Annotated in this window: 22 protein-coding genes; 16 read left to right on the top strand and 6 right to left on the bottom strand. The window is 41.2% G+C overall.

The annotated features are described in order from the left end of the window. Nucleotides 1–198: 198 nt before the first annotated feature. Genes DWX59_RS11005 through DWX59_RS28695 form a run of 4 tightly spaced genes read left to right on the top strand, consistent with a single transcriptional unit; the run spans nt 199 to nt 2,159 of the window. Entirely contained in the window at nt 199–963 is a 765-nt protein-coding gene (locus tag DWX59_RS11005; RefSeq protein ID WP_117558985.1) for a DeoR/GlpR family DNA-binding transcription regulator, read from the top strand. Nucleotides 964–983: 20 nt separating this feature from the next. Beyond that, nucleotides 984–1,760: a DeoR/GlpR family DNA-binding transcription regulator gene (locus DWX59_RS11000; RefSeq protein WP_165642950.1), complete on the top strand. Its 777-nt coding sequence runs from the start codon at nt 984–986 to the stop codon at nt 1,758–1,760. A 53-nt stretch (nt 1,761–1,813) separates the two neighbouring features. Continuing rightward, complete coding sequence (locus DWX59_RS10995; protein ID WP_034576109.1) at nt 1,814–1,963, top strand: hypothetical protein; 150 nt, start codon at nt 1,814–1,816, stop codon at nt 1,961–1,963. A 52-nt stretch (nt 1,964–2,015) separates the two neighbouring features. Further along, nucleotides 2,016–2,159 (top strand): hypothetical protein, encoded by a 144-nt coding sequence (locus tag DWX59_RS28695; protein WP_165642949.1) that lies wholly within the window; start codon nt 2,016–2,018, stop codon nt 2,157–2,159. Between the two features lie 196 nt (nt 2,160–2,355). Here DWX59_RS28695 and DWX59_RS10990 read toward each other — a convergent pair whose 3' ends face one another. From DWX59_RS10990 to DWX59_RS10970, 5 genes are all read right to left on the bottom strand, one after another. After that, nucleotides 2,356–2,940 (bottom strand): cytidylate kinase-like family protein, encoded by a 585-nt coding sequence (locus tag DWX59_RS10990; protein ID WP_117558981.1) that lies wholly within the window; start codon nt 2,938–2,940, stop codon nt 2,356–2,358. Between the two features lie 28 nt (nt 2,941–2,968). Continuing rightward, nucleotides 2,969–3,541: a TIGR01440 family protein gene (locus DWX59_RS10985; protein WP_207660422.1), complete on the bottom strand. Its 573-nt coding sequence runs from the start codon at nt 3,539–3,541 to the stop codon at nt 2,969–2,971. A gap of 17 nt (nt 3,542–3,558) precedes the next feature. Beyond that, entirely contained in the window at nt 3,559–4,536 is a 978-nt protein-coding gene (gene holA / locus DWX59_RS10980) for a DNA polymerase III subunit delta (RefSeq protein WP_117558977.1), read from the bottom strand. Nucleotides 4,537–4,590: 54 nt separating this feature from the next. Further along, nucleotides 4,591–5,484, bottom strand: a complete 894-nt coding sequence (locus DWX59_RS10975; RefSeq protein WP_166460199.1) for a DUF1266 domain-containing protein — start codon at nt 5,482–5,484, stop codon at nt 4,591–4,593. A gap of 114 nt (nt 5,485–5,598) precedes the next feature. Next, entirely contained in the window at nt 5,599–6,990 is a 1,392-nt protein-coding gene (locus tag DWX59_RS10970) for a serpin family protein (RefSeq protein WP_117558973.1), read from the bottom strand. A 928-nt stretch (nt 6,991–7,918) separates the two neighbouring features. Between DWX59_RS10970 and DWX59_RS10960 the strand changes: the two genes are divergently transcribed. From DWX59_RS10960 to DWX59_RS10950, 3 genes are all read left to right on the top strand, one after another. Further along, nucleotides 7,919–8,956: a PDDEXK nuclease domain-containing protein gene (locus DWX59_RS10960; protein ID WP_117558969.1), complete on the top strand. Its 1,038-nt coding sequence runs from the start codon at nt 7,919–7,921 to the stop codon at nt 8,954–8,956. 153 nt (nt 8,957–9,109) lie between these two features. Beyond that, nucleotides 9,110–10,570, top strand: coding sequence for an anti-phage protein (locus DWX59_RS10955; protein ID WP_117558967.1), 1,461 nt, complete (start codon nt 9,110–9,112; stop codon nt 10,568–10,570). 623 nt (nt 10,571–11,193) lie between these two features. Continuing rightward, entirely contained in the window at nt 11,194–11,631 is a 438-nt protein-coding gene (locus DWX59_RS10950; protein WP_270416974.1) for a DUF2651 family protein, read from the top strand. Nucleotides 11,632–11,738: 107 nt separating this feature from the next. Here the strand turns inward: DWX59_RS10950 and DWX59_RS10945 are convergent, their stop codons facing one another. Continuing rightward, the gene (locus tag DWX59_RS10945; RefSeq protein WP_004614173.1) at nt 11,739–12,092 is read right to left on the bottom strand and encodes a cupin domain-containing protein; all 354 of its coding nucleotides are present in this window, start codon (nt 12,090–12,092) and stop codon (nt 11,739–11,741) included. A 142-nt stretch (nt 12,093–12,234) separates the two neighbouring features. On the opposite strand from DWX59_RS10945, the gene DWX59_RS10940 reads away from it, so the two are divergent. The 9 genes from DWX59_RS10940 (at nt 12,235) to DWX59_RS10905 (ending at nt 17,002) form a co-directional block, all read left to right on the top strand. Continuing rightward, on the top strand, nt 12,235–12,567 hold the full coding sequence (locus tag DWX59_RS10940; protein WP_008373705.1) for a winged helix-turn-helix transcriptional regulator: 333 nt from the start codon (nt 12,235–12,237) through the stop codon (nt 12,565–12,567). 143 nt (nt 12,568–12,710) lie between these two features. Continuing rightward, nucleotides 12,711–13,148: a radical SAM mobile pair system MarR family transcriptional regulator gene (locus tag DWX59_RS10935; RefSeq protein ID WP_117558965.1), complete on the top strand. Its 438-nt coding sequence runs from the start codon at nt 12,711–12,713 to the stop codon at nt 13,146–13,148. Further along, on the top strand, nt 13,145–13,834 hold the full coding sequence (locus DWX59_RS10930; RefSeq protein WP_055170004.1) for a radical SAM mobile pair protein A: 690 nt from the start codon (nt 13,145–13,147) through the stop codon (nt 13,832–13,834). Before DWX59_RS10935 ends, DWX59_RS10930 begins: the two co-directional genes overlap by 4 nt. Continuing rightward, nucleotides 13,822–14,730, top strand: a complete 909-nt coding sequence (locus tag DWX59_RS10925) for a radical SAM mobile pair protein B (RefSeq protein WP_117558963.1) — start codon at nt 13,822–13,824, stop codon at nt 14,728–14,730. Before DWX59_RS10930 ends, DWX59_RS10925 begins: the two co-directional genes overlap by 13 nt. 182 nt (nt 14,731–14,912) lie before the next feature. Next, nucleotides 14,913–15,227, top strand: a complete 315-nt coding sequence (locus DWX59_RS10920; protein ID WP_111918945.1) for a DUF6442 family protein — start codon at nt 14,913–14,915, stop codon at nt 15,225–15,227. Further along, entirely contained in the window at nt 15,227–15,439 is a 213-nt protein-coding gene (locus DWX59_RS10915) for a helix-turn-helix transcriptional regulator (protein ID WP_117558961.1), read from the top strand. Before DWX59_RS10920 ends, DWX59_RS10915 begins: the two co-directional genes overlap by 1 nt. A gap of 27 nt (nt 15,440–15,466) precedes the next feature. Then, nucleotides 15,467–15,637, top strand: a complete 171-nt coding sequence (locus DWX59_RS28690; protein WP_165854708.1) for a glycine zipper domain-containing protein — start codon at nt 15,467–15,469, stop codon at nt 15,635–15,637. 335 nt (nt 15,638–15,972) lie between these two features. After that, on the top strand, nt 15,973–16,377 hold the full coding sequence (locus tag DWX59_RS10910; RefSeq protein WP_117558959.1) for a single-stranded DNA-binding protein: 405 nt from the start codon (nt 15,973–15,975) through the stop codon (nt 16,375–16,377). Nucleotides 16,378–16,486: 109 nt separating this feature from the next. Continuing rightward, on the top strand, nt 16,487–17,002 hold the full coding sequence (locus DWX59_RS10905) for a DUF3847 domain-containing protein (protein WP_235845010.1): 516 nt from the start codon (nt 16,487–16,489) through the stop codon (nt 17,000–17,002). Nucleotide 17,003: the final 1 nt, after the last annotated feature.

Here is a 17,003-nt window from a genome sequence, read left to right as displayed (position 1 = left end):
GGATATCTTTATGATATGGCGTTTTAATCTTTTTTTCCAATATATAATATTTTTTGGTTATATTTTCATATTATATCGGTTACTTTCTGTCATATATAATCATAAGTTTTTCAATCCGCGTACATTTTGGTAATATTTTGTTGTGATTTTAATAAATAGTGATATAATATACTCAAAGCTAATGCAGGGGGTTTAACCATGAAAGATAACCGAATAAAAGAAATGCAGGAATATATTCTCCTGCACCAGTCAGTTTCCTTAAAAGAATTGTGCGATACATTTAACGTTTCCATGAATACAGTGCGCAGATACATTAACGAAATCACAGCAGATTCAGCCATCAAGAAGGTTTATGGAGGCGTGAAGGTCCAGTCCCCAGTTTCTTCCCTCCCCACATTCACGGAACGGAACCAGACACAAAGCCGAGCCAAACAGCTGATTTGCAAAAAGGCAGCCGAATACATCAAGGAAAATGATATCATATATATTGATTCCGGCACCACAACCATGTACATCCTGGACTATGTCCCCTCCAGCATGCATGTGACTGTCATAACCAACAGCTATCACATCATCCATTCAGCCGTGGACCGGCCGGAAATAACACTGATTAATCTTCCCGGCATCCTGGACCGCAGGACCCTGTCCTTTAACGGTGAAAATTTTAAATACCTGGAATCGTTAAACATACACAAGGCATTCATGGCATGTACAGGGCTAAGTATCAACGACGGGGCGACTAACTCCTTTTCTGCCGAATTTACCAACAAAAAGATAGCCGTGCGCAAAGCCGACCAGATTTTCCTTATGGCGGACTGCAGTAAGTTCGGCGTTTCTACCCTTATGACCTACTGTCCCTTAAGCGATATTGACTATATTATCACCGACAGGAATCCGGCCCCGGAATTCAGGCAGATTATTGAAGAAAACGGACACCACATCGTGTTGTGTGACAGCGAATGATAAAAGGACAGGGAGGCATCATGGGAAAAGAACGTCTCTTGCAGCTGGAGGAATATATTAAGGTCCAGCAGAAAGTATCACCAGAAACATTATGCGAAAAATTCGGTGTCAGCATGAGTACACTGCGCAGGGATATCAATACCCTCGAGCAAATGGGCTGTGTACAAAAGGCCTATGGCTGCATCCTGTATAACTACTCCGCCGCCAAGATCATCCCCTTCCACGTACGCAGTACCATTAATCAAGAACAAAAACGGGATGCCTGCGCGGCCGCTGCTTCTTTAATCCAGGATAACGATACCATTTTTATTGACAGCGGTTCCACCACCTGCCATCTAATGGATTTTATGGCATCTTTTAAAAATCTGACCGTCATTACCAGTAACCTCGATATAATATTAAGGGCAACCTCCATGGAGAACATCAGCCTGCTGGTCTGTTCCGGGGAGCTGAACCGCAAAAACAACTCCCTGTCTCCAGTAACAGGCACGGATATATTAAACCATTTTAATTTTTCCAAGGCATTCATGGCAGCATCCGGAGTAAGCCTGACCCATGGATTTTCCCACAGCTACATATCGGAACGGCCTCTAAAACAGGCTGTTCTGGAAAAACCAGTACAACATTATTTTATTGTTGACAACAGCAAGTTCGGTGTGAAAGCCCTGCTGAATATGGGACCGCTCCGTTTGGCCGATGCCATATGCACCAACAAGCTGCCGGAACCCAGGTACGTGGAGTTCTGTCTGAACCACAACATCAGCCTGCTGGCTCCTGATACCCAAAATAATGGATAGGGATAATGAATAAAGTCCCGGTTTTGCCGCATACTAACACCGAGGTGATAGTAATGGCATCCTATGTTTCCCCGAAAATACGGGACAAATTTGAAAGTCTTTCCATTGACCTGAAGAATGACATATTGAAGCGCAATGTGCACCTGGAAACCTTGCAGGATTTAATTCAGGTTCTGGAAAAGATCGTGAAAGAAGGCAGCTGACAGCTGCCTTTTTCGCAAACAGACATAATATCCGAAACAGGAGGTGATAACGATGCATCAGGAAAAAGATACGGCCCCTGCAACCAACAGGGACTGTTCCAATGACACGGACCATGTAAAGAAAAAAAGCTGCGGTTATGTGGAACCGCTTCCGGAATCCTCAAGACCACGGCGGGATGGTCCCGGAGGGAATTAATAGCTCTTTGAAGGGCACAAAAGCCAGGGACGGTTTCCGATATGGCGTTATCCCTGGCTTTTATATGAATCTAATCCATTTTTATTCCATTATAAATTTAAGAGGCCCTGAGGACACAGCCATCACATGGCCGGCTATCAGGGCTTTAAGATATACTTATCATTTACTGCTTTATCATGTTCTGCGTTATTATGTGCTACCTTACATGTCTTATGTAGGCCAGGGCCGCATCCAGACAACCGTCCACGCCTATCAATCCACTGTTCACACAGATATCATAGGCATCCATTTTCCCCCACTCAATCGGGGAATAATACTCATGGTATGCCTTACGCCTTCTGTCCACAATCTCAATGCTGTTCACAGCCTCGTCCCTGGACAGACCAGGATTAAGGGACATGATCCGCTTGATGCGGCTCTCCATATCCGCAAACACGAAGATATTCACTGCATCAGGAAGTATGGCATCTGCACAGCGGCCCACAATCACACATGCGCCTTTTTCCGCCAATGATTTGATGACTGTCTCCTGAACCGCATAAATGCGCTGTGTCATGGCAATCTGGTATTCCGGCTCAATCAGGCGGGTGGAATAGTTGTCCAGGTCCGGTTCCACCTCATCATTTGCTTCCAGTATGGATGGTTCTATGTTGCCCTCTTTGGCTATCATTGCAATCAATTCCTTGTCATAGAAAGGAATCCCAAGCTTCTTTGCCAGCTTTTCCCCTAACTCCCTTCCCCCGCTTCCGTACTGACGGCTGATTGTAATCGCTCTGTCCATAAACCACTCCTCCTTGTTATTGTTTTTGCTACATATTCTCCTCATCATAGCGGGCTCTTATGCCGCCGATGAACTTAGGCCTGGTTCTTGCGCATACCACGCGGGCGCTGCCGATTTCCTTGGTCTGGATGCGCACAGGCACAGCCACATCCTTTAAATGCATGCCGATAAGGGTATCCCCGATGTCAATCCCCGCATGCGCCTTTATGTGTTCCACTGCCACAGGGTGTTCCAGGGTTGCATATGCTGCCGTTGCAAAGGAACCTCCTGCTTTGAGCTGGGGGACCACGTTGACCGGATCATAGCCATATTTAAGCGCCGCCTCCTCTTCCAGGATTAACGCACGGTTAAGATGCTCACAGCACTGCGCCGCCAGATAAATCCCAAGAGGCCTGCACTCCTCATTGAGGGCTGTATAAACAGCCATCCCGATATCCCCGTTGGAGTGGGAACCAATCTTAAAGCTGTCTATCTCGCTGGAGGAGCAGCCCACAACCAGTAACTGCCCAGGTTTTAAACGGGCAGCCTCAAGCAGTTCCCTAAACACCTGTTTTACCTGGCTTTCAATATCCTTTAGTTCAATTGTCTCCATCATATCCATCGCCTTCATCCTTCTTATTAATATTGATTGGTTATCAAAAGTTCCACGGCAAGCCTGTCCTGGAGCTTACCTGTCTTCACACCTTCCTCTGCGTCCACACAGAGGTTCACATAGGATAGGATCTGCTCTTTTGAAAATGTCTTTGCCTGGAGCATGATTTTCCCCACCACAAAGGGCTGCAGCTTAAGCTTAGATGCAATGGTCCCCTTATCCATTCCTTTTCCCACCAGTTCCTTCACCTGAAGAATCTGGTTAAACTGCCTGGCTATCAGGAAAAGGATACGCATGGGCGGCTCCTTCAGCGTCAGCAGGTCTTCGTACAGGTCCATGGCCTTCCTTGTCTGCCTGGCTGAGATGGCACTGATCATGTCAAATATCTTGTTGGTCACCTGGGTGGTGCAGATTGTCTCCACATCCTCATCCGTAACAATATCGCGGCCCAAGGTATAACTGATAAGCTTTTCCAGCTCCGAACTTATATTCTCCATATCATCCCCGGTCTTGCTGAGGAAAAGCTCCATGGTACGCCCTGTTATCTTCCTCCCGTTTTTAGAAAGAATGCCGGCAGCCCATCTGGCCAGCTGGCCGGGATCCTGATGGGACAGTTCTGCCGCATACCCATACTTTTTAACCGCCTTATATAGTCTGCTCCTTTTATCCACTTCTGATTCCACAAAAACAAGGCATGTGGTTTCAGGAATGTGCTCCATGTACTGCGTCATCTCATCCGCCCCGGCACCGCCTTTGAAGAACCCGCTGTCCTCCATCAGTATAAGCCGCTTTTCAGAAAAAAATGGCATGGTATCGGAAAGGCCGATGATTTCGTTCACATTCATGCCCTTTCCCTCATAATAATTATAATTCATGGTGTCGCCGTCCGTGATGGCATCCTTTAAACGGTTCTTATAGCTCTTTTTCAAAAATGCCTCTTCGCCGAACAGAAGGTACACCGGTTTAAAGCTGTGGTCCTTTATGTCCTGGTTTAATGTCTGCATATAAGGGCTGTCCTTCCATATTCTGTATTAAGTATAGCACAGATCCGGCCATAATCACCACTCTTTTTTCAGTTCCATGTTCCAATCCATCTTAAAAGGACCGTCCTCCAGGGAGTTCAGATACTGATAAATGCCTGCGCGGTACTGAAACTCGGACTGCGGTTTTGTAGGGTCTGATTTGCTCCAGTACACGAATCCGTACATATAACTCTGCATGAAATCCTCCCAGGAAGTGAACATGGACTGAAGCTCTTTACCCAGTTCCAGGGACTTGTCCATGGCCTCCTCATACGTATAATATCCCCCCACATAACACTGGCCTAAAAGCATCAGGGCGCGGCTATAGTCCCAGCCCGAGGCAGCGTACGCCCCATATGTCCTGTATCCCATATATGCAGCCATCTGACGGGCCGCTTCCCCATCAGAGATTTCCCCCTGGCCGCTGTCCCAGGATGCGTTCAGGTCCACATCTGTCTCATACTGCCCCAGATTATGCTCCTCATAGTACTTCAGAAGCGCTTGGTTATGGCCCTCCTCCTCCAGCCATGAAATCATTGCCTGGGCAGACTGGCGGTCCCTGATTCCCCAATCCCGCTCCATGACGCTTTTAATGACCAGTGCATAGAATGCATCATCCGGCGTCCCTCCTCCCGGCGTATAAAGGTCCGCTCCATTGCGCACACTCCAGACCGCATAGGTGGCTGTGAGCCAGCGCACCGTATCAGGATAGGTCCGGGATTGTGTGTCCTGGGCCGTTGCTGCCTGGGATACCGCCATCTGTGGCATTGCTGTATGGGTTGCCGATGCCTGGGCTGTTACCGCATTGGGCGTCACCGCCTGGGACATTACTGTATGGGATGCCAGGCTTTCTCCATGGGCGGAAGGAATCGTACCGGAACATACCGCACCGAGCAGCATTGCTGTTACAACTCTACTACATCTCATCATAGTCCTCCATTTAATCTTATATTTTACAGTATATCCTATATTCATATATTTGCAGTATTTCTATATTTTGCAATATGCAGGTTTACAGCACATCAGCTCATATACCAATTCATCCTATCGCCCGTCCACCGGATTGCGGCACACGCCCAGGAACAGCCATGTACCGGTTTTATTGTCCTGTATCCCATAGATAAACGGGCGGTTCAGAATCATATCCGCCTCCCGGTTCCCTTCAGGTATGAATATGCCTGTTTCCTCTAAAAGTATCATGGTATAAGCGGCTCCTTCCACACCGTCTTCGTCAATCCCCATATGCGTTTCCTGTATTACATCGGTCACAAACAAGGGAGACCCTGATATTTTTCCAAACTCAGCTCCCGGAGCAAACATTTTCTCCATGCCCATGTCTTGCAGCAGTCCGGCCAGTTGGAGTGTACTGCCAAAGGAGAATTTAGGCACTTTCCAGGTCACCTTACCGCTTTTCCATTTCCTGTAATCCGTGTCCATCGAGGTTTCCAGCCGCTCCGGCGTGTTAAGGAACTCCTCCACGCTGCGCCCCTGGTCCGGCAGCAGGAATACCATGCTGCAATCATTGCCTGTGGCCAGGGCAGACACCGTGCAGCCATCTCCTTTCATGAACCTTCCGGAATTGTCCACACGGTTCATGAAAGGACAGGAGACCTGACTGCCATCGGTTTTTGTAAAGTTGTCATCGGCTGTCTCTACCTCAGAAAAAGCATCCTTCCAGCCTCCATAAAAATACAATGTGTTCAAAATCGCCATCATTGTGTCAGAAGGCAGCTTTAATTCAGGCTGCATCACACCGTTTGTCTCCTGGGAAATCCAGTTTCCAATCTGCTGCCCGGCTTCGCGGCTGGTGAAATCCACCTGATAGGAGGACGCAAAAAACCGGGCGGCAGCCATTTCCCGGTAATCCTTTTTCAGTTTCAGCTGATTGGAAATCCAGAGGGAATTGGCCAGCTCGATGGAACCGTCATTTTCTTCATAGTATTCTTGAATCCGGCTCTTCCGATACTGCCTATCATAATAAAACCATTGATAGAGTTTTCTGCATTGCTCGGATAGCTGGACCTGATCCTGCACGCCAAGGCTGTCCATTATCTGGGCAGCGGTCCCACCTTCTGCCCCGCATCCAGCCATGGCCAGCGCATAGTACAGGCTAAGGGGACTATAATTGACATTCCCATGGCTCTCCTCAAGGACCCGGCTTGCGCTCTGAAAGGCAAATTGCTCCAGTGCCTCTTGAAAGGAATCTGATATCTGGTTCTCCTGCATCAGTTCATTCCAGCTGTCATAGTCATCAGCCTTGTAACTGACTGTTTTGGGCTCCAGGGCTTTTACACTGTTACCGCCGGTTCCTGCACAGCCGCTCAGAAGCGCTCCCCCGCAGAAGGCTGCAGACACGCATAGGAAAGCCGATGTGCAGATGGTGACAGACGTATGCACCCAGCCCCCTTTCCCTTCTCTTTTCCATCCTTTTCCCATAAACCATTTATCCTCCTGCAATCACGTTCCGCCATCTTTGCGTTTTATTATTAGTCTGATAAAACACCTTGGAATTGCCATCGTATGTTTGAACTGTCATATTATGGGTTTATTATACCATAAGCCGGTCCATTTAAGGAAATCATTTCTCCCCGGCCATAAGGCCGGTACGCAGAGCGGCCGGTATGACCCTGTAATTTGTCCGGTAAGCCTTCTAAATTATCTGGCAAGACTCCAAATCCCTTCGGCAACGCTGCTGATTCGGCTAATGTCACTCCAAATTTATTTGGAAATCCTCCTGGATAAACAAAACTTTTTCTGGCACAACAATATGCTGCAAGGCATTCCCAGAGAATTAAATATATATGAAAGGAAAAACGCAGGAAAGCACGGAAAAATCATGATTAACAGATGAATTGAAATCGGCTTATAATAAAGGTACAAAAAAGGCAGTTCACTCCAGTGAGTGGCGTCCAAAGAATCTTAACTCAAAAATAGTCACATTTGCCGTGGTAGGCGGGTGACTATTTTTTTGTACCTATAAACATAATATCAAGTACTCCAAACGCAATCATCAACGAAAGTATCCCATATGTACTCATGTCATACCACCTCCATCGGAGATGGAAGCCACCCGGCAGCAGGGACTGCCTGCATAAAGTATATAAAATGATAAAAATACTTTTCGTATGCCACGGCAGTATCTTGAAAAGTCCCGGAAAAGCCTGGAAAATCAATGGTTTTAAGACAGGGAAAGGCGCTTACTACACCACTACCACACCATTTTTGAATTGGGTTAGAGCCTTGATATGGCAAGGAAAAGTGGGAATGAGATGAGATTTGCATTATTGTAGATTTTTGAGGGATATTTTGTTATGATATGAATTGGGTAGACAGTTTCTACCCAATTCAACTGGAAGGATATTGTATGGAAAATATGGTGAAAGGTAATTTTTTTGATAGAGTATTAGAAGTTTTAAAAAATGCCAGAAAACAGGCAAAAATGGCATTGAATATTTCTATGGTCTATTCCTATTATGAGGTGGGACGTATGATTGTAGAAGAAGAACAGAATGGGAAACAGCGTGCCGAATATGGGAAAGCGATTCTTAAAGAGTTGTCAGAATGTTTAACAGAGAGTTTAGGAAAAGGTTTTTCTGTAGAGAATTTGAAGTTGATGCGTAGATTTTACATGGTGTACTCTCAAGACCAAATTGGGCAGAAGGTGTCTGCCCAATTTGAAAATTTACCAGAAACGCAAGAGGGAAGAAAATTTTTTCTGAGTTTTTCACATTATGTATCACTTATGCGGATTAGCAATATAGATGAACGACATTTTTATGAAATCGAGGCGGTTAGGAACGGATGGGGCGTAAAAGAACTGGGAAGACAATATGATAGTGCATTATATGAACGGTTAGCATTGAGCAGAGACAAAGAGGGCGTAGAGCGGTTATCAACAGAAGGACAAATAATTGAGAAACCCGAAGATTTATTGAAAGATCCATATGTATTAGAGTTTACAGGTTTGCCAGAACTTGCAAAATATTCAGAGACGGATTTGGAAACAAAGATAATTGATCATTTACAGGAGTTCCTCTTGGAATTAGGAAGAGGATTTACTTTTGTTGGAAGACAAGTGAGATTCACTTTTGAAGATGAGCATTACAGAGTGGATTTGGTATTTTTTAATCGTTTATTACGTTGCTTTGTACTCTTTGATTTAAAAATAGGACGATTAAAGCATCAGGATATAGGCCAAATGCAGATGTATGTGAATTATTATGATCGAAAGGTGAAATTGGAAGATGAAAATCCAACAATTGGAATTCTGTTATGCAAAAATAAAAATGATGCAGTAGTAGAAATGACTTTGCCGGAGGATAATAGCCAGATATTTGCAAGTAAATATCTAACCGTATTGCCCAGCAAAGAAGAATTGAAAAAGTTGATGGAAAGTGACTAATAAGAAAAGTCTAAATATATTTTTGAAGTGATTGAAAAATTTTAGCAGGTAATACAAAGAGTGTATAACGGATTAACAATATTTTCATTGACAAAAGAAAGAAGGTACTACATGGATTAAAGAGGTTTCAATGATTTTTTAAAGAGTATTGGATTGGTTAATTATCCTTTCAATTTATATACTGCAGAGAATGAGCAAGAATATGCGGATAGATTGTTTGTCCGAGCAGATAATTACGATTCAATAAAAGGTAGTTATGAAGGCAATAGGAGCATTATTGTAAGGGGCAATAGGGGAATCGGAAAAACTGCACTTCTTTTTGATTTACAAAGAGGGGTGAATTCTAAAGAACATTTTTTGTGTATGATTGATGACTATTCTATGTTAAATATAGAGCCAAAAACAGAAGAATACTATAATTTAATTATTCGTAACATGGGGGCCTGTTTCTTTGAATATCTGATTGGCAATACGAAAAAGCTTAAGAAGTTAAATCGAAATGAACGAATTTTTTTGTCTATGATATTGAGTCAATATACCACTTCGACAACGAAAACTATATTGGCACAGAAAATTGAAGCCATACAATTATCAAAAACCAGGAAATTAATAAAAAAATATATTAATTTGATTCGATTTATATTTAATTATGGGCTTACTACAGGAGTTAATATAGTAAATGATGCTTTGAGAAATTATTATACTCTGCTTCCACCTGTTAAGGAGGATGAAATAAGAAATCTCTTGCCTACAATTAAGTTAGATATTGATACAGATTTTGAACGAATTGATGCATCCTACAATTTGATTATCCAATTATGTAACATATTAAAAAAAATTGGATATAGCAGAATTACTATTATATTCGACAAGTTTGATGAAGATGGTAGAATGAAAAACAATGCAGAAACAGTGTCAAAATTCTTGATTCCGTTATTATCAGATAATAAGATACTCGAGAATCAAAATGTTCAACTTATTATTAGTGTTTGGGAAATTCCATTCAAAAGGATTTTGACAGAAGTTAGAACACAAAAACATTTTTGCCCATTATTATCATGGTCTATAGAGTCGCTTGAAAAAGCTTTGAACCAGCGATTGTCAGTATTTAGTGATGGAAAAGTAGTAAATTATAAGTTTATATTCGAGGAGAGTGTGCAAAGAGAAAGTATTGATGAAATTTTTGGATTATCCAATGGAAATCCAAGAGATTTGTGGCATGTTTTAAACTGTATATTTTTAAAACAATATGAAGTGGATTCAAATAGCAATAAGATTTCTGAAAATGCAATAAAAGCTGGTATAGTGGAATTCGTGAAAGGATTTAATTTTTATGAATATTATCCACGCAATCCAAAGGCAAAGTCAAATTCAATGGATATATATAGTTACATAAAACATTTGATGAAATTAAATACAATAGAATTTACGAAAAATCAATTGAATATACAAGCTAATACAGGAAGTTCCACAAATAATTATGTAGTTGGTATGGAGAATATTGGGTTAGTTGTGAATACAGGAGTAAAGAACAATGGTGGAGTTTTATATAGGATAAATGATCCAAAAATCATTTATGCAATAAAAAACGATATTGAAATATCTAAAAGATGATTTTCTTACACCATTTGCCCGATAATTTATATAGATTTATGTAGATATGCGTAGAGCGGGGTGAAAACAGAAAATCAAGAAAGCGCCAGAAAACCAATAATTACAGGTTTATGAAAGGATATAATCAAGATGATAAAAATACTATTCGTTTGCCACGGCACTCTTTGAAGAACTCCTTAAAAAGTCAGTAAAATCAATACTTGGAAGGTATTTGTGTGGAAGAAATAACCCGAAAATAACCCATAGATTTTTGTGTGAGTGTTACAAGATAAATAATTATAATTTAGGGATGTGACATGATGAGAATGAAAGCTGTAAGAATTCTAATAGTGGAATCTTACAGCTTTTTTTATAAATAAATTTGAAAGTAAAATCTTTACAATTTGGTATAGCGTGTTTTAAATGTAAAAAAGCAGATAGTTCTTTACATATAGATGTAACAAAAGAGGCGTTTTTGTGAAGGTTGTTTATGAGGTGAGGTAAGAGTCTTTAGTGGGGGTAAAATCTTTACATGTAATATCCTGTGTTCAAAAGGTAGGATTTAAGCGAAAAAAGCATCGTGACCATGAGGAAATATAAAAGTAAAAAGTATTCTATGATAAAGTATAAAGGCTTAGAGGAGAATGTCTCTTCTAAGTTTTTTTAATAAGAAAGCAGTTTGGGCGTTTGCTTTTGAAGTTATAATAAGTGTAGTAAAACTTACACCAGATGGAACAGGATACCGTACTAAGATGATATTAGCGACAGCAGTAATTATGTTGGTGTTTCCATGGCTTGCGGTTACATTCATAAAAGGTGATGGCGGCATGGCAGTTTGCTTCATTCTGTTTTTTGCAGTGAATCCTATTTATGCAATTTGCTCCGGAGCATACGCCGGCAAGGACATAAAAATATTTTGGACACTACCAATTATCATAGCGCTATTCTTTTTGCTTGGGACATGGCTGTTCTTTAGTATGGGAGAAAAGGCATTTATTTTATATGCGTTGGGATATTTGCTCTTAGGAATTGTAGCAGAGTTAATTTCCATGTTTGTAAAGAAAAAGAATTTAAGAGGTTAAACAAATTCTTGTTTGAAAAATTGAGAAAACGTAATATTGAACAAAAAAGAAATGCACAGTTCTTAGCTTATCGTGAACTGTGCATTTTTGTAAATAAATACTTTTAATTAGCCGATTACGGCATCCTCTGCTGTAAAATGTTCCAGAGAATTTTCTTTTACCTGAATGCAGATATAAGTAATTCCAGAAATATCGGATGCAAAAAACTGACGCTTTGCAGCAGGTGCGATTTTTAGCCAGTCTCCAGTTGAAAGGCTAATTTCTTCTCCATCAATTATGGCTTTGCCGTTACCTGAAAGAATTCCATAGATTTCTTCATTTTCTTTATGAGAATGAACAAATGGGACATTTGCTCCTGCAGGTAGTTCGTTTAAACTGATTTCTGCACCTGTTAAAGACAACTTTTCATGTAGCTCAATTCGGTTTTCCTTTCCAATAGTTGTTTTTGTGTAATTTGCCATAATAATACCTCCATAGTTAATTTGTAGTTTCTGGTTGCTTGGTATTAGTATAGTGTGAGATACATACAAAAACAAGTACGCACCTTTTTGTAACTGTACACTCAAAAATGAATGTGTTACAATAGACTCGGAGGTGAGAATTATGCGAGCAAAAGAAGAATTACCGGAATGCCCAGTTGCAACAGCAGTATCTCTTATCGGAGGAAAATGGAAACTGCTGATTTTGCGTAACTTGAAAGAGCGTCCATGGAGATTCAATGAGCTACAACGAAGTATAGATGGTATTTCACAAAAGGTTTTGACAGATAGTTTAAGACAAATGATGAGTGATGGGCTGGCATATCGCCACGATTACCATGAGCAGCCACCGAGAGTTGAATACGGCTTAACGGAACTCGGAACAAAAATGCTTCCAATTGTTAATTCACTTGCTGACTTTGGTAACTACTATAAATCAATTATTGAACAGAATTAAGGACGTTAGTATTTGAAAAGATCGAACAATCACAGTTTGGAGAATTGAAAAAAACGGAATTTACCTATTAAGACATATAAACTCTTGACAATAAAGCTCCTATATAGTATGTTTTTAATAAACTACTATATAGGAGCTTTTGTATGGAAATGAATGGAGGATTTCTTGTCACCAAAATAAAACAGCTTGGAGACCGGATTTTCGAGAAGATTCTCAGTGAAAAGAATATTGATGCGTTTAATGGAGCCCAGGGACGTATTCTTTATGTGCTGTGGCAGAAGGATGGTATCTCAATCAGGTCACTCTCGACTAAATGCGGATTAGCGATAACATCTCTTACTACGATGCTGGAAAGAATGGAAAATCAAGGGCTGATAAGCCGTGTTCAGTCTAAAACGGACAAAAGGAAAACACTCCTGTTTCTGACTGAGAAAGCACATGCCTTAAAGGGCGAGTACGATTCTGTATCTGATGAGATGGGCAGTATTTACTACAAAGGTTTTTCAGAGGAAGAAATTACCCGGTTTGAGGAATGCCTCGACCGCATCAGAAAGAATCTTGAGGAGTGGCAGAAGTCATGAGTATTTGTATCAAAGATCAGATTCAGAACATGAATATCGTCATTGGCTGCACAGTGGGGTGTGCATATTGCTATGCCCGCAACAACGTGAAACGCTGGCATATGATTGATGACTTCGCTGACCCTGAATTCTTTCCGGGTAAGCTCAAGATGATGGAAAAGAAACGTCCGCAGAACTTTCTTCTTACTGGGATGAGCGATCTCTCCGGATGGAAGCCGGAATGGAGAGACGAGGTATTTGCAAAGATCCGTGAAAATCCACAGCATCAGTTCCTGTTCCTTACCAAGCGACCTGATTTGCTGGATTTTGATACCGATCTGGAAAACGCATGGTTTGGCATTACGGTGACGAGGAAAGCAGAACTGTGGCGTATCGACGCCCTTCGGAAAAACGTTAGAGCAAAACATTACCATGTTACCTTTGAGCCGTTATTCGACGATCCCGGCACAGTTGACCTTTCCGGAATCAATTGGATCGTTGTGGGCACCATGACCGGAGCTCAGAGCAGGAAGATTCATACGGAGCCGGAATGGGCATGGTCTCTGACGAACCAGGCACATAAGCTCGGCATTCCGGTGTTTATGAAGGAAGACCTTGTCCCTATCATAGGGGATGAAAATATGATTCAGGAAATGCCGGAAGAATTTAATAAAGTGTTAGAGGTACAGAAATCATGGAAGAAGTAATAAATGGAATCCTCATTCGTGAGGTGGAAACAAAGAACATCATGACTAAGTCTAGTCTGCCGGTAGGCGGTTACTCGGTCAATCCCTATGTGGGCTGTACACATGCCTGCAAGTATTGCTATGCTTCTTTTATGAAGCGCTTTACCGGGCACAAGGAGGAATGGGGCACTTTCCTTGATGTGAAGCATTGGCCGGAAATTAAAAATCCGAAGAAATATGCCGGACAGCGGGTGGTCATCGGTTCTGTGACAGATGGCTACAATCCACAGGAGGAGCAATTCGGGAATACCAGAAAACTTCTGGAGCAGCTGATCGGCAGTGACGCAGATATTCTGATCTGCACAAAGTCAGATCTTGTGGTACGGGATATTGATCTGCTGAAGAAGCTTGGACGTGTAACCGTTTCATGGTCGATCAACACACTAGATGTAAATTTCAAGAACGATATGGATTCTGCTTCGAGCATTGAGCACCGTATCGCTGCTATGAAGCAGGTATATGAGGCAGGTATCCGTACAGTCTGTTTCGTATCCCCGGTATTCCCCGGTATCACGGATTTTGAAGCAATCTTTGAGCGGGTAAAGGATCAGTGCGATCTGTTCTGGCTCGAAAATCTCAATCTTCGAGGCGGTTTCAAAAAGACAATTATGGATTATATCGCCGGAAAATATCCTGATCTTGTACCACTTTACGACGAGATCTATAACAAGCATAACCGCAGCTACTTTGAAGCACTTGAAGTAAAAGCTGAGAAAATGGCTAAGAAGTATGATTGTGCCTTTGTGGATAATGAAATGCCTTATGGCAGAGTCCCGCAGGGACATCCGGTAATCGTAGATTATTTCTATCATGAGGAAATCCGTGGGACAGAGAATACCGGAAAAAGAAATCGCTAAATTTCAGCTTATTGAATTAAAAGAGTTAAGAAAATTTAAAATTATGAAAGTAAGTATTTTCTCTTGCTTCTATATTCATTGATTTAATGCAAAGAAAACTTGGAAAATAATTGACAAGTAAACTTGGTAGTGGTATATTATGAATGTAAATAAAACTTGGCATTTAAGAAAGGGGAATATCAATGAATAAGGAAGAAATTTTAGCTAGAAGTAAAAAAGAAAATATTTATGGAGATGAACGTGAAAAGAGTGTGCGTACAAAACGAGATGCTTTTTCTCTTTGGGGGCTTACTGTTTTAGGCATTATTATAATGTTCATTAAACTATTTTGTATGGAGTCTCCGGCAGATATAATTTCTATTTTGTTTTGTACATCAGGATTGGGATTTACCTATGAAGGGATTAAACTTAAGAAGAAATGGAGTATAATTTGCGGTGTTGTATTTTTACTATTGGCAGTTTACTTTTTTTATAAATTTTGTATGGGGTTATTCTAATGGATGATAAATTGGTATTAAAAAATAATTTAAAGAGTGCAAGAACAGAAAAAAAACTCTCGCAATCGGCATTAGCAGAAATGGTTGGGGTATCCCGAAATACAATTAGTTCTATTGAAACAGGACAATTTAATCCAACGGCGAAATTAGCATTGATTATATGTATAGCACTTGATAAAAAATTTGAGGAATTATTCTATTTTGATGAATAATAAAAAGTTGACTTTGCAGGAGGTATTATGATGAAGGATAAAAAAAATTATTTTGGAAATGGAATTTCAGTCGGGTTATGTTTAGGTGTAGTATTCGGAATTATTTTAGATAATCTTGCGTTAGGCATAGCAATTGGCATATGTCTTGGAAGTTCTGTTGGAACAATTGTTTATAAGAAAAAAACAAAAGATGAATAACAATTTCAGCTTGTCGAACTGAAAAACACTGTAATGACATGTGTAAAACAAAATATAAAACACCCCACTGAGTAGGTTGAATTAAATACTCCTATGATTTCGATTTTGAAGTCATAGGGGTATTTTTGTGCGGAAAAATAAAAAATTTCCTTTTCCACCCTGTATTTTCCCCTCTGAGCCTTTCGTTATATGAGGGTAAAAAAATAACATTCATTTTTTATTTGTAAAAAGCCCTCTCTACGTTCTGATATATGAGGAACAAATTACATTTGCCTTAAAAGAATCGGACCTGATTCAAGAACAAAGAAAAAACGAAAAGAGAAAGGAGAAACTACATGAACAAAACAATCTTAATGGGAAGACTGACAAAAGATCCGGAGGTGAAATATCTCCAGGATGAAAACAATACTGCAATGGCCAGATACACGCTGGCAGTAGACAGACGATATCGAAAGGATGGAAAGGCAGAAACAGATTTTATTTCTTGTGTCACCTTTGGGAAGAATGCTGAGTTTGCAGAAAAATATCTGAAAAAAGGTTTGAAGATTTTAGTAAGCGGGCGGATCCAGACAGGAAGCTATGTGAATCAGGAGGGGAATAAAGTTTATGCCACCAACGTGATTGTAGAAGAACATTATTTCGCAGAAGGGAAGAAACTGTCAGGATCAGAAAAGAAAGAAGATACCGATCCAGATGGATTTATGAATCTTCCAGACGGAGAAGAACTTCCGTTTGAGTAAGAATAACTCGGATGCTGAAAGCAGAAGAGCGCACTTATATACCTTAAAAGGTATGTGCGTCCTACGGAAGTAGCATCTTTCTGAAGGGGAATTCCGAAAGTATTTGCGGATGATCCATCCGAAGAAGGGTTCCCCTTCCGGCAGAAATGCCTATCCCGTAACAGAGAAAATTGAAGAGTTTAAAAAGGAGAAAAAGAACGATATGGCGAAGAAGAAAACATTTCAGGAATATACGCAGGAAGCACTTCTTGAGATTGAAAAAACAGAAGCTGCATTGAAACAGGCAAAGCTTGAGAAGGAACAGGCAGAGCATAGGATCCAGAGATCCTTGAATTATCTGGATACACAGAAAAAGAAAAAACGAAAGGCACGAACCCATCTGTTGATTCAGAAAGGAGCAGCCATAGAAGCAATCTGTAAAGATACCAAATATCTGACCGAGGCGGAATTTTATCAGCTGATGGATGAACTTCTTCATGATCCCGCTTGTAAGTTTTGTGATGTCGTTCATGAAATGGTTCGTGGACGGGCGGAAACTGCAGAAGCGAAGGAACGAGAATTCGCAGAAGAGGAAGCACTATTAAAGGCAATGCAACGAGGTGAACTGCCACAGGGAGATGAGTAAG

Origin of the sequence: Enterocloster aldenensis (assembly GCF_003434055.1) — a bacterium.
GTDB lineage: Bacteria > Bacillota > Clostridia > Lachnospirales > Lachnospiraceae > Enterocloster > Enterocloster aldenensis.
Note: the sequence above shows the minus strand (reverse complement) of the source record. Positions and strands in the feature narration are given on the sequence as shown.

Excerpts from the sequence above, each read along its gene's own strand:
- DWX59_RS10915 (WP_117558961.1), top strand. The coding sequence starts at position 15,227 with ATGGATGATAAATTGGTATTAAAAAATAATTTAAAGAGTGCAAGAACA.
- holA (WP_117558977.1), bottom strand. The coding sequence starts at position 4,536 with ATGCAGACATTAAACCAGGACATAAAGGACCACAGCTTTAAACCGGTG.
- DWX59_RS10905 (WP_235845010.1), top strand. The coding sequence starts at position 16,487 with ATGATCCATCCGAAGAAGGGTTCCCCTTCCGGCAGAAATGCCTATCCC.
- DWX59_RS10930 (WP_055170004.1), top strand. The coding sequence starts at position 13,145 with ATGAGTATTTGTATCAAAGATCAGATTCAGAACATGAATATCGTCATT.
- DWX59_RS10935 (WP_117558965.1), top strand. The coding sequence starts at position 12,711 with ATGGAAATGAATGGAGGATTTCTTGTCACCAAAATAAAACAGCTTGGA.
- DWX59_RS10985 (WP_207660422.1), bottom strand. The coding sequence starts at position 3,541 with ATGGATATGATGGAGACAATTGAACTAAAGGATATTGAAAGCCAGGTA.
- DWX59_RS10950 (WP_270416974.1), top strand. The coding sequence starts at position 11,194 with ATGTCTCTTCTAAGTTTTTTTAATAAGAAAGCAGTTTGGGCGTTTGCT.
- DWX59_RS10990 (WP_117558981.1), bottom strand. The coding sequence starts at position 2,940 with ATGGACAGAGCGATTACAATCAGCCGTCAGTACGGAAGCGGGGGAAGG.
- DWX59_RS10940 (WP_008373705.1), top strand. The coding sequence starts at position 12,235 with ATGCGAGCAAAAGAAGAATTACCGGAATGCCCAGTTGCAACAGCAGTA.
- DWX59_RS10995 (WP_034576109.1), top strand. The coding sequence starts at position 1,814 with ATGGCATCCTATGTTTCCCCGAAAATACGGGACAAATTTGAAAGTCTT.
- DWX59_RS28695 (WP_165642949.1), top strand. The coding sequence starts at position 2,016 with ATGCATCAGGAAAAAGATACGGCCCCTGCAACCAACAGGGACTGTTCC.
- DWX59_RS10925 (WP_117558963.1), top strand. The coding sequence starts at position 13,822 with ATGGAAGAAGTAATAAATGGAATCCTCATTCGTGAGGTGGAAACAAAG.
- DWX59_RS10910 (WP_117558959.1), top strand. The coding sequence starts at position 15,973 with ATGAACAAAACAATCTTAATGGGAAGACTGACAAAAGATCCGGAGGTG.
- DWX59_RS10945 (WP_004614173.1), bottom strand. The coding sequence starts at position 12,092 with ATGGCAAATTACACAAAAACAACTATTGGAAAGGAAAACCGAATTGAG.
- DWX59_RS11000 (WP_165642950.1), top strand. The coding sequence starts at position 984 with ATGGGAAAAGAACGTCTCTTGCAGCTGGAGGAATATATTAAGGTCCAG.
- DWX59_RS10975 (WP_166460199.1), bottom strand. The coding sequence starts at position 5,484 with ATGATGAGATGTAGTAGAGTTGTAACAGCAATGCTGCTCGGTGCGGTA.
- DWX59_RS11005 (WP_117558985.1), top strand. The coding sequence starts at position 199 with ATGAAAGATAACCGAATAAAAGAAATGCAGGAATATATTCTCCTGCAC.
- DWX59_RS28690 (WP_165854708.1), top strand. The coding sequence starts at position 15,467 with ATGATGAAGGATAAAAAAAATTATTTTGGAAATGGAATTTCAGTCGGG.
- DWX59_RS10970 (WP_117558973.1), bottom strand. The coding sequence starts at position 6,990 with ATGGGAAAAGGATGGAAAAGAGAAGGGAAAGGGGGCTGGGTGCATACG.
- DWX59_RS10960 (WP_117558969.1), top strand. The coding sequence starts at position 7,919 with ATGGAAAATATGGTGAAAGGTAATTTTTTTGATAGAGTATTAGAAGTT.
- DWX59_RS10920 (WP_111918945.1), top strand. The coding sequence starts at position 14,913 with ATGAATAAGGAAGAAATTTTAGCTAGAAGTAAAAAAGAAAATATTTAT.